The 10,831-nt window shown below is 57.6% G+C and carries 10 protein-coding genes and 1 pseudogene; 5 read left to right on the top strand and 6 right to left on the bottom strand.

All coding sequences use genetic code 11. The annotated features are described in order from the left end of the window. From ACB039_RS20735 to ACB039_RS20720, 4 genes are all read left to right on the top strand, one after another. The coding region (locus ACB039_RS20735) for a sugar phosphate nucleotidyltransferase (protein WP_371166355.1) at nt 1-544 on the top strand (544 nt) is incomplete at its 5' end. Between the two features lie 49 nt (nt 545-593). Further along, entirely contained in the window at nt 594-1,145 is a 552-nt protein-coding gene (rfbC, locus tag ACB039_RS20730; protein ID WP_161470645.1) for a dTDP-4-dehydrorhamnose 3,5-epimerase, read from the top strand. 107 nt (nt 1,146-1,252) lie between these two features. Further along, nucleotides 1,253-3,280: a capsular polysaccharide biosynthesis protein gene (locus ACB039_RS20725; protein WP_371166356.1), complete on the top strand. Its 2,028-nt coding sequence runs from the start codon at nt 1,253-1,255 to the stop codon at nt 3,278-3,280. A gap of 7 nt (nt 3,281-3,287) precedes the next feature. Beyond that, nucleotides 3,288-4,601, top strand: a complete 1,314-nt coding sequence (locus ACB039_RS20720) for a capsule biosynthesis protein (protein ID WP_371166354.1) — start codon at nt 3,288-3,290, stop codon at nt 4,599-4,601. A gap of 63 nt (nt 4,602-4,664) precedes the next feature. On the opposite strand, the gene ACB039_RS20715 is transcribed toward ACB039_RS20720, so the two are convergent. From ACB039_RS20715 to ACB039_RS20700, 4 genes are all read right to left on the bottom strand, one after another. Beyond that, nucleotides 4,665-5,357, bottom strand: a complete 693-nt coding sequence (locus tag ACB039_RS20715; RefSeq protein ID WP_043130022.1) for an ABC transporter permease — start codon at nt 5,355-5,357, stop codon at nt 4,665-4,667. 93 nt (nt 5,358-5,450) lie between these two features. After that, nucleotides 5,451-6,191 carry an ABC transporter permease gene (locus ACB039_RS20710; protein ID WP_005332892.1) on the bottom strand — a complete coding sequence of 247 codons (741 nt, stop codon included), beginning with the start codon at nt 6,189-6,191 and terminating at the stop codon, nt 5,451-5,453. A gap of 204 nt (nt 6,192-6,395) precedes the next feature. Beyond that, complete coding sequence (locus tag ACB039_RS20705; protein WP_371166353.1) at nt 6,396-7,169, bottom strand: ABC transporter substrate-binding protein; 774 nt, start codon at nt 7,167-7,169, stop codon at nt 6,396-6,398. Between the two features lie 65 nt (nt 7,170-7,234). Continuing rightward, nucleotides 7,235-8,005, bottom strand: coding sequence for an ABC transporter ATP-binding protein (locus tag ACB039_RS20700; protein WP_005332890.1), 771 nt, complete (start codon nt 8,003-8,005; stop codon nt 7,235-7,237). Between the two features lie 532 nt (nt 8,006-8,537). On the opposite strand from ACB039_RS20700, the gene ACB039_RS20695 reads away from it, so the two are divergent. Continuing rightward, nucleotides 8,538-9,440, top strand: coding sequence for a lysine exporter LysO family protein (locus ACB039_RS20695; RefSeq protein ID WP_226169634.1), 903 nt, complete (start codon nt 8,538-8,540; stop codon nt 9,438-9,440). 111 nt (nt 9,441-9,551) lie between these two features. Here ACB039_RS20695 and ACB039_RS20690 read toward each other — a convergent pair. Together ACB039_RS20690 and ACB039_RS20685 are read right to left on the bottom strand one after the other, a co-directional pair. Beyond that, nucleotides 9,552-9,842, bottom strand: a pseudogene (locus ACB039_RS20690) (amidohydrolase family protein); the annotation flags it as partial. 39 nt (nt 9,843-9,881) lie between these two features. Beyond that, nucleotides 9,882-10,400, bottom strand: coding sequence for a hypothetical protein (locus ACB039_RS20685; RefSeq protein WP_371166352.1), 519 nt, complete (start codon nt 10,398-10,400; stop codon nt 9,882-9,884). Nucleotides 10,401-10,831 lie beyond the last annotated feature (431 nt).

Here is a 10,831-nt window from a genome sequence, read left to right as displayed (position 1 = left end):
TGACAATATCTTCTATGGCCACGACCTGCAGAAACAGTTGGAGGCAGCCGCAGCCAAGCCTTATGGCGCCACCGTGTTTGCCTATCACGTACATGATCCAGAGCGCTATGGGGTAGTGGAATTTGATAAACAGGGAACGGCGATTTCTCTGGAAGAGAAGCCACTCGAACCCAAGAGCAACTATGCAGTGACCGGCCTCTATTTCTACGATAACAGCGTGGTGGAGATTGCGAAGAGCCTGAAGCCTTCTCCTCGTGGTGAGCTGGAAATTACCGATGTGAACCGCATCTACCTTGAGCAGGGTAATTTGTCGGTGGCCATGATGGGCCGTGGCTATGCCTGGCTGGATACCGGTACCCATGAAAGCCTGATTGAAGCGAGCAACTTTATTCAGACCATCGAACATCGCCAAGGATTGAAAGTGGCATGTCCTGAAGAAATTGCGTTCCACAAAGGCTTTATCACTGCCGAGCAAGTTATAAAGCTGGCAGAACCGTTGAAAAAGAACGCCTACGGCCAGTATCTGTTGAAAATGCTGAAGTAATAATGTCCCCATGGGGCTATCAGCCCCATTTATACACCAGGTATTCATGATGAATGTTATTCAAACCAAGATCCCCGATGTTTTTATCTTTGAGCCGAAAGTGTTCGGCGATGACCGTGGTTTTTTCTTTGAGAGTTTTAATCACCAACAATTCGAAGCGGCCATTGGCCGTAGCGTGACCTTTGTACAAGATAACCACTCCAAATCATCCAAAGGCGTATTACGCGGCTTGCACTATCAACTGCCTCCCCACGCCCAGGGTAAACTGGTGCGCTGTGTCGCGGGTGAGGTGTTTGATGTAGCAGTAGATATCCGTAAAAGCTCGCCGACCTTCGGACAATGGGTGGGGGTTCACCTTTCTGGGGAAAACAAGCGGCAGCTGTGGATCCCGGAAGGGTTTGCCCACGGTTTTATCACATTGACTGACACTGCTGAGTTCTTGTACAAAACTACCAATTATTATGCCCCCAGCAGTGATCGAGGCATTAAGTGGAATGATGACTCCATTGCAATTGAATGGCCGGCTCTGGATTGCGATATCATTACATCCGCAAAAGACAGCGTTGCCAAGTCATTACTCGATGCAGATCTATTTATCTGAATTCCACTCCCCGTTCCGACACGGGGAGTTTTCTACCACGTAGAGCAAAAATGAAATTATTGACAGGTTCAAAAGGCATCCTGGCCAGAAAAGCAAATATTGAACCTATGCTTGGCTGCCAGTTACATCTCTTCCACGACAATATGCCGTTTGCTGACAATGACGTGATAGTGGGCTGGGGTCAAAAGGCCAATACCTATCAAATAAGGCGGAAAGCGACGTCACTGGGCCTGCCCTATTGGCAACTGGAAGATGGCTTTATTGGCTATATCGGCCATCCGGCCAAGGGTGGCAAGGCGGTGTCCCTTATCGCCGATCCTGTCGGTATCTATTACGATGCCCGCCAACCCAGCCAGCTTGAACAGCTGATCGCCACCCCCTGTGACGCCGCCATGCTGGCGCGAGCCGAGCGGCTTGTCCATGAGCTGGTGCGCCTTGGGGTCACCAAATACAACTGCTATGCCGGGCGACCCACCTCTCTCTCTTCTTGTTCGGCGACCAGCCTGACGGCGAAGGATGTCGCCGGGCTGCCTGCGGCACTGGCCCAGCGCCTGCTGCAAGATGGCAGACCCAGAGTCTTGCTGGTGGATCAGGTGGCCGGGGATCTCTCCATTCCCGGCGCTCTGGCCAGCGAGGCGGACTTTATCGCCATGGTGGAGGCGGCGCGGCGCAATCATCCCGATGCCCGCCTCTTGCTTCGCACCCACCCGGACACCCGCTTTGGCAAGAAACGTGGCGTGCTGGCCAGATTGAAACTGAGCGATGTAGAGATCGTTGCCGACCATTGTCATCCCCATGCCCTGCTCAACCTGGTGGACGCCGTTTACACGGTGTCATCCCAGCTCGGCTTCGAGGCGCTGCTGCTTGGCAAATCGGTGTATTGCTTCGGCATGCCGTTTTATGCGGGTTGGGGTCTGACCCAGGACAGCAAACCGTGCGAACGCCGCAACGTTCAGGTGTCACTGGCCCAACTGGTGGCGGCGGCGCTGATCTGCTATCCCCGCTATCTGGATCCCGTGCTTGGCCAACGCTGCGAGGTGGAAGAGGTGATCGCCATCATCGCCCGTCAGCAGAAGGCCGCTCCCCGCTGGCGCAGGCTCTATCTGGTGGGGTTCTCCTTGTGGAAGCGCGCCTTTATGCAGGCCTTCTGCCGGCCCCTGGCCGAGGAACTCTGCTTTGTGCGCAAGCCGCCAAAACGGCTGACCGGTGACGAGCAGGTGCTGGTGTGGGGCAGTCGTTACCCCGAGCTCACCTCGGCCATTCGGGTGGAAGATGGCTTTATCCGCTCCAAGGGGCTTGGCTCCAACCTGTGTCGCCCCTCTTCCCTGTCGCTGGATCCGGTCGGGATCTATTTCGACAGCCGCAGCCCCAGCGGGCTCGAGCAGTTGCTCAATTACCAGGAGCTGACCCGGTCACAGCTCGACCGGGGTGAGCAACTGCTCACCCTGCTGCGCGAAAACAAGGTGAGCAAATACAATGTCGGCGCCCCGGCGCACTTCACGCCCCCCGCCGATGGCCGTCCCCTGGTGCTGGTGGTGGGCCAGGTGGATGGGGATGCCTCCATCCTGACCGGCAGCCCGACCATTCGCAGCAACGAGCAGTTGCTGTGGGCGGTGCGCGCCGCCAAGCCAGAGGCCCACATCCTCTACAAACCCCACCCGGATGTGGTGGCGGGCAATCGGGCCGGGGCCATTTCTGCGGCCTGCCTGGCGGAGTGCGTGGACAGCCAGGTGCTGGATATCGGCCTGACCAGCCTCTATGCCCACGTGGACGAGCTGCACACCATGACTTCCCTGAGCGGCTTCGAGGCGCTGGTGCAAGGGGTCAAGGTGACGACCTGGGGCCAGCCCTTCTACAGCGGCTGGGGGCTGACCACGGATGCCCATCCCCCGGCCCGGCGCCAGCGCAAGCTCCCCCTGGCGGCACTGGTCTATCTGACCCTGGTGGCCTATCCGCTCTATATCGATTGGCAGAGCGGACTCTGGATAAGTCCGGAGCAGTTGATCCGCCAACTGGCCACACAAGGCCAATCATCCACCCGCAAGTCGAGCCGCTGGCAGCGCTGGCAAGTCAAGCTGAGTTATCTGGTGCAGACCCTGCTGCAACGCCCCTCCCTTCCCCAGTTGATGAGATAAGTCGTACATGAAGATTTTGCTGCTGCAAGGACCGCTGGGCCCCTTCTTTCAGACCCTCAGCCAGGCGCTTTCCGACGCCGGCCACGAGGTCTACAAGATCCATTTCAACGGGGGGGATGAGTGCTGGCGCTGCGTGGGCCATAGCGAACGCTTCACCGGCAAGCCGGATACCTGGAACACCTTCTTTCGCCGCTTCATCAAGCGCCATGGCATCGACAGTCTCATCTGTTACGGTGATTGCCGTTACTACCATCAGCAGGCCATCCGTATCTGCAAGCTGAAAAAAATCCGTGTCTGGGCCATGGAGGAGGGCTACCTGCGTCCCGACTTCGTGACCCTGGAGCAAGGGGGCGTCAATGCCTTCAGCCCGCTCTATGCCAAGCGTGACTCGCTGGCCGAGATGACATGGCCAGCGCCTTATGAGGCGCCGCTGAAGGTGGGCAAGACCTTCGCCCGCCGGGCCTGGTATGCCAGCCGCTACCACATCAACAAGAACCTGTTGCGCTGGCGCTACCCCCATTTCGTCAATCACAGGCCCTGGAGTCTCTATCAGGAGGCCAGGGGCTGGGTCGCTGGGGGCCTGGTGAAGTGGAAGCACAGATGGAGCGACCACTCCCTGCTCAAGGCCCTGCCCCGGCACAAGGGGCATATCTTCTTCGTGCCGCTGCAGGTCACCGAAGACTTTCAGATCCGGGAGCATTCGGATTTGAGCGGGGTGGAAGAGATGGTCGCCCAGGTGATGAACTCCTTCGCCGAGCACGCCCGCCGTGAGGATGTGCTGCTGTTCAAGCACCACCCCATGGATCGGGGCTATGTCAGTTATCAATCCCAGATCAACCGGTTGGTGACACTGCTCGGGCTGGAAGGGCGGGTGTTCTATGGCTATGAGCTGCCACTGCCCACCCTCTATCCACTGCTCAAAGGGGTTATCACCATCAACAGCACGGTAGGCCTCTCCGCCCTGTTGCACCAGGTGCCGACCTTCTGCATGGGGCGGGCCCTCTATGATCTGCCAGGTCTGACGACAAGAGGCTCCCTTGAGGGGTTTTGGCACAAACAAGATCCGGTTTGCAAAAAGACCTTCGAACGGATGCGCCAGTCATTGCTGCATCTGACCCAGCTCAATGCCAGCTTCTACCGTCATCTGGACATGGGTGCCATGGCCGTGGTGGAGAAGATCCAGCAGCACAATGTGCAGGCCCTCTCTGCCCAGAAGAGTAAACGCGCGGCAACACCTTCCGGCGTTGTCGGGGCCTTGGCCATCCTGAGTGCATTTTGCCTCCTGACCGAGGAGATGCTCACTCCGGTGACCATGCTCTAGCTCATGCCGAGCAAGAAAAAGCCCGCGACTGCGGGCTTTTTTGTCTCTGGCTTTTGTATCAGGTCAGACACTGCGGGGGCGCAGGTGCGCGTGCCAGCGGGCCTCCCACTTCTTGAACAGCCAGACGATGGCGAAGGTGAGCAGCATGTAGAGCAGGCCGGCGGTCAGGAACGCCTCGAACGGGCTGTAGTAGCGGGAGTTGATGATCCGCGCCGCACCGGTCAGATCGACGATGGTGATGATGCCGGCCACCGCCGAGCCCTGCAGCATGAAGATCACCTCGTTGCTGTAGGCGGGCAGCGCACGGCGAAACGAGTTGGGCAGGATGATGCGGGTGAGGGTCTGCCAGCGGCTCATGCCAAACGCATTGGCCGCCTCGATCTGTCCCTTTGGCATGTTCAGCACGGCGCCGCGCACTATCTCGGCGGTGTAGGCTCCGGTGTTGAGGGTAAACGCCAGCAGGGCGCAGAACCAGGCCTCGGAGAAGAGCGCCCAGGCGGGGCCGTTTTTCAGCCACTCCCACTGGGCGGCGCCGTAGTAGATGATGAACAGCTGCACCAGCAGCGGGGTGCCGCGGAAGAAGTAGATATAAGCCCAGATAGGCCCCTTGATCAGCCAGTTGCGGCTGTTGCGCAAAATGCCCATGGGCACCGCCAGCATGAGGCCGAGCATGAGGGACACCGCCACCAGCCAGATGGTGGTGTAGAAACCCTCCCAGTAGGTGGGCCACTCCGTGAGAATGATCGAGAAATCCATGGCTTACCTCATCTTGATCGTGATGTAGATACGCTCGGCACTGACACCGCGACGATCACAGTAAACGAACGACTGCATTGAATACGACATGGCTTACCTCGTCTTGATGGCGTAGTGACGCTCGGCCCACTTGAGCGCCGAGGTGGAGACTGCGGTGAAGATCAGGAAGATCAGCGCCACCGCCATGTAGAAGGTGAAGGGCTGCTGGGTCGAGCCCGCCGCCAGCGACGCCTTGCGCACCATGTCATCGAGCCCGATGATGGAGACCAGCGCCGTGGTTTTCAGCAGTACCAGCCAGTTGTTGCCAAACCCCGGCAGGGCGTGGCGCATCATCTGGGGGAAGAGGATCCGCACAAACACCTGGGTCGCCCGCATGCCAAAGGCGCGCGCCGCCTCGAGCTCCCCCTTGTCCACCGCCAGGATGGCGCCGCGGAAGGTCTCGGTCATGTAGGCACCGAAGATGAAGCCGATGGTGGCGACCCCGGCCGCAAACGGGCTGATGTCGATGTAATCCGGCAGCAGGGAGACCCACTCCTGGCTCGGGTTGCTCTCCAGCAGGTAGTTGTTGTAGGCCTCGTTGACCCAGCTGCAGATCCCGTTGATCAACACCTGGCCGCCGAAGAACAGCAGCATCATCAGCACCAGATCCGGGATGCCGCGAATGACGGTGGTGTAGGCGGTCGCGATGCCGCGCGCCCACTTGTAGGGGGAAAGCTTGGCCAGCGCACCCAGCATGCCCAGCAGCAGCGCCAGCAGCAGAGAGGCCAATGCCACCTCCAGGGTGACCCAGGCCCCCTCCAGCAGGGAGGTTTCGTATCCTTTCAAATCAAACATATGCGGCTCCATTGCAACGCATTGAGCGGGATCGCCCGTCCCAATATCCTTTCAAACCAAACACATGCAGCTCCATTGCAACTAAGCGGGCCCATCGCTCCCTTGCGAGAGACAACGGGCCCGGTGACTACAGACGAGGGTCAACCTGTCGTGATGATTCGCCGCAATCCCTTCGGCGGCTACCCGGGGTAGCGCGCCAGGAGGTTACTCGCCGTACACGTCGAAATCAAAGTACTTGTCGTTGATTTCCTTGTACTTGCCGTTGGCGCGCAGGGCCAGGATGGCGGCATTGAATTTCTCTTTCAGATCCTTGTCTGCCTTGCGTACCGCGATGCCGGCACCCTCGCCAAACCACTTGGGATCGGTCAGTTTCGGGCCGACGAACTCGTAGGCATCGCCACCCTCTTTCTTCAGCAGGCCATCACTGATGGCGGCGGAGTCGGCCATCACGTAGTCAACCCGGCCGGATTTCAGATCGAGATAGGCTTCGTCTGCGGTGCCGTAGCGCTTGATGGTGGCGTTGGGGAAGTTGTCGGTGATGTAGGTGTCCATGGAGGTGGCGCGCTGCACGGCGATGGTCTTGCCATCCATGAAGGCCTTGTCAAGCTGCACGTCAGTGCCTTTCTTGGCGGCGAAGCGGGCCGGAATGTGCTGGTACTTCTGGGTGAAGTCCACCTTCTTCTTGCGCTCTTCGGTGATGTCCATGGTGGCGATGATGGCGTCATACTTGCGCGACAACAGCGCCGGAATGATGCCGTCCCAGTCCTGCTTGACCAGGGTGCACTTCACCTTCATCTCTTCGCACAGGGCGTTGGCGATGTCGATGTCGAAGCCTTTCACCTCGCCGCTCGGCTCGGTCCAGGAGAAGGGAGGATAGGCACCTTCCACCCCGATCCGCACCTCTTTCCACTCCTTGGACATCAGGCTACCGGAACACAGGGCCGTCATCACGGCAGTCGCCAGCATCAGCTTGTTCATGTATCTCTCCTTGATAAACACGTCGATCATTGAAAACGCAGATTGTTGAAAATACAGCTCGACCATCAATAGATGGAAGAGATGAATTGCTTGAATCGCTCCGACTTGGGATGGGCGAAGATCTCCTTGGGATTGCCCTCCTCCTCCACCCGCCCCTGATGCAGGAACATGACCTTGTTGGAGACGTCACGGGCAAACGACATCTCGTGGGTGACCACCAGCATGGTGCGCCCCTCCTCGGCCAGCTCGCGCATCAGGCCGAGCACCTCCCCCACCAGTTCGGGATCGAGCGCCGAGGTGGGTTCATCGAACAGCATCACCTCGGGATCCACCGCCAGCGCCCGGGCAATGGCCGCCCGCTGCTGCTGGCCGCCGGAGAGATGACCGGGGTAGTAGTCGCGCCGCTCCCACAGACCCACCCGGTTGAGCAGCAGCTCCGCCTTGGCGATGGCCTCGGCACGGGGCACCTTGAGCACCTGGATGGGCACCTCGATGATGTTCTGCATGATGGTCATGTGCGACCAGAGGTTGAAGCTCTGGAACACCATGGCCAGACGGCTGCGGATCCGCTCCACCTGACGCATGTCCTCAGGCAGGCGCTCACCGGCCCGATTGCTTTTCATGCGGATCAGTTCGCCATGGAGGGAAACCGTGCCGGAAGAGGGGGTTTCCAGCAGATTGATACAGCGTAGAAAGGTCGACTTCCCCGAACCCGAGGAGCCGATCAGGGAGATCACATCCCCCTTGTGGGCCGTCATATCGATGCCCTTGAGCACTTCGTGGGTGCCAAAATACTTGTGCAGTTCACGAACTTCCAGTGCGGCAACGTCGCTCATCCATTACAACCTTGTCTGTCCCTAGACGCCGCTACGGCGTGATCCCACCATCGTCCATTTAACAAAACGTTAACCGATGGCAACCTTCAGCGAAAATATCATTCAGGTAGTCAAAAAACAATACAGAACCGAGGTATTTGGTGTTTTATCTGTATTTTTATTGGCCTCACCGGTATTTTTCAGCACTTTGTCTGCATAAAATCCATTTTCAGTCGGTTCTCGGATACCGCACTGTTATACCTGCAACGCCCTGCTGGCAAGAATATTCCACTATCCACACCAGATGTCACCCAAAACGACTTTATTCATCCTCCTCTGGTGAAGCCATCGCACAATTATATGAGGATGGAATTGATTTTACTGGTGATGATCCCCCGTTTCACGCAGCCAGTCCATTTCGTCAGTCATCGAAAAAACATAACAATGTGATAAAAAAGCCCCGTCTGGGGCATTCAAATACACGGATATGTGACACAGATGCAACAAGTCGTGATAAGGTGCCGTTTTTACCAGTTTTGTGACCGAGGCCCCAATGTTGCTGAATGTGTTGCTGATCCTGTTACCCCTGGCCATCGGCTATCTTGTTCCCCTCTCCAGTCAGCGGCTCATCAAGCTGGTCAATCAATCGCTGGGCAAGATGGTCTATCTCATCTTGTTCCTGATGGGGCTGGGGCTCGCCTACGTGGAGAACCTCGGCAGCAACCTGGCGGTGATCTTCAAGGTGGCCGGGGTGATGCTGGCCGCCATCACCGCCTGCAACCTGCTGGCGCTCTGGTGGCTGGACAGGCGTAGTCCGCCCACCCATGAGGCGAGCGACGGCAAGATGCCGAGCAAGCTGCACCTCTTGTGGGAGTCTCTCCAGCTCTGCTTCGTGGTGCTCGGCGGCGTGCTGCTGGGGCTGCTGGTGGACTTGCGCGCCCTGCCCATCGACAAGTGGAGCGAGTGGGCGCTGATGTTGCTGCTGCTGCTCATCGGCATCCAGATGCGCAACTCCGGCATGCGCCTGCGCCAGATCCTGCTCAACCCCTGGGGCATGAAGATAGCCGCCACCGTCATCCTCAGCAGCTGGCTCGGCAGCCTGCTGGCCTCACAGCTGTTGGGCATGCCCTTTGCCCACGGGCTGGCCATGAGCTCCAGCTTCGGCTGGTATTCGCTCTCGGGCATCCTGGTGGCCGACAAGCTGGGGCCAGTGCTCGGCTCCGCCGCCTTCATCAACGATCTGGGGCGCGAGCTCATCGCCATCCTCCTCATTCCGGTGCTGATGCGTCGCCACCCCTCCGCCGCCATCGGCTACGGCGGCGCCACGGCGCTCGACTTCACCCTGCCGGTGATCCAGAAATCCGGCGGCATCCAGGTGGTGCCGGTGGCCATCGTCTCGGGCTTCATCCTGAGCCTGCTCGGCCCCATTTTGATCCTGGGCTTCCTGGCTATCTGAGCCTGGAGATAACACCTAGGCGAACAAAAGCCCGGCAGCAGTGCCGGGCTTTCTGTTTACTGACGGGCGCACACTGGCTCAGGTTCGCCACTGACCGCCGCTCATCACCCGCTAGATGGCCAACGTATTCGGGTCGATAAGCAGCAGATCCGCATCCAGCCCCACTCCTATCGCCCCCTTGCCTGCCAGCCCCAGGGCCCGCGCCGGATTGGCCGTGACCACTCCCAGAGCCACCTCGAACGACACCCCGAGGGCGCAGGCGCGGACGCACTCCTGCCACAGGCTGGCAATCTGGCCGCAGCGCAACTCGATGAGGCGCCCCTCGCCATCGAAACGCGGCAGGCTGGCATTGGCATCGGAGCTGAAGCTGATGCGCTCGGCGAGCACCCCGGCAGCCAGCAGTAGTCCTCTCTAAAGGGAGCCTTCAGCTCATATTCAGGTTCAATTGAGGTCACTTTTACTGATTCTGATTGCCCTTGCTGTAATTGAAGCTGACACGCCACCATCAGATAAGATGTGTACAGAGTACTCAGGAATAATGTCACTCGATGTACCTGCCATAGCAGCAGTGCCAGCGGAAGCCTCTCCGCCGATATCAAATACCCAGAGACCTTCTTTTAGTTTTTCCATGATGTTTTGTGACGACACTAAAACTAAAGCCTTATAGGAACGAGCCCCCCAACCAGTGCCCAGATCAAAACGCTGAACACGATAAAAAGTGGGTTTATTTTCTGCTTTCATGAAAAGCACCCCCTCGCCGCCACCTACTCCAACAGCAGGAATTTTTGTTACTTTCATGTCGACAACCATATAAGCTAACGATTCATCGAATGCTTTAGTGAGTCTTTCATCCCGCTCGAGCAACTGCGTAATAGTGTTGCGTGCCATGTCATTAATGTTCTGTTGCTTTATACTCTTTTGTTCATCATTTAAATGGCTGCAACCTGCAACCATTAACATAATAAAAATCAATGCACACCGATTTGTTTTCAACATATTCTCCCACGACAACGCAGAAATACGGACACCTTCATATCACGAAATCTATTGAAAATTTATAAATATGAATAATCAGCATACGATGGTTAATATAACCGTTAGACACCTCTAACATTATAATTGTTGTTCCGTCGAAGCTCCGCCCAATATAAATAAAGCTTGGTCATCATGGCTCTGCCTACCATCGATAGTCCAGCATCATGACCATGCTGGTTCGTTCAGGACCAACACTGAACTCTGTCACTACGCCATAATGGCGGGCCAGATTCCAGTTCAGCCCAACCTTAACCATCCCCTCATATGAGCGAGGCGTGGCGCGGCTTCTGAGGTATGATCGCCATCCTTGACCAGCTAATACCCAACAGACTATCCCCATGTTTAACCACGAACTA

This window comes from Aeromonas sp. S2(2024), from assembly GCF_041402505.1.
Lineage (GTDB): Bacteria > Pseudomonadota > Gammaproteobacteria > Enterobacterales > Aeromonadaceae > Aeromonas > Aeromonas media.
Note: the sequence above shows the minus strand (reverse complement) of the source record. Positions and strands in the feature narration are given on the sequence as shown.

Coding starts and splice junctions, on each gene's coding strand:
- rfbC (WP_161470645.1), top strand. CDS start 594: ATGAATGTTATTCAAACCAAGATCCCCGATGTTTTTATCTTTGAGCCG.
- ACB039_RS20725 (WP_371166356.1), top strand. CDS start 1,253: ATGCTTGGCTGCCAGTTACATCTCTTCCACGACAATATGCCGTTTGCT.
- ACB039_RS20720 (WP_371166354.1), top strand. CDS start 3,288: ATGAAGATTTTGCTGCTGCAAGGACCGCTGGGCCCCTTCTTTCAGACC.
- ACB039_RS20715 (WP_043130022.1), bottom strand. CDS start 5,357: ATGGATTTCTCGATCATTCTCACGGAGTGGCCCACCTACTGGGAGGGT.
- ACB039_RS20710 (WP_005332892.1), bottom strand. CDS start 6,191: ATGTTTGATTTGAAAGGATACGAAACCTCCCTGCTGGAGGGGGCCTGG.
- ACB039_RS20705 (WP_371166353.1), bottom strand. CDS start 7,169: ATGAACAAGCTGATGCTGGCGACTGCCGTGATGACGGCCCTGTGTTCC.
- ACB039_RS20700 (WP_005332890.1), bottom strand. CDS start 8,005: ATGAGCGACGTTGCCGCACTGGAAGTTCGTGAACTGCACAAGTATTTT.
- ACB039_RS20695 (WP_226169634.1), top strand. CDS start 8,538: ATGTTGCTGAATGTGTTGCTGATCCTGTTACCCCTGGCCATCGGCTAT.
- ACB039_RS20685 (WP_371166352.1), bottom strand. CDS start 10,400: ATGTTAATGGTTGCAGGTTGCAGCCATTTAAATGATGAACAAAAGAGT.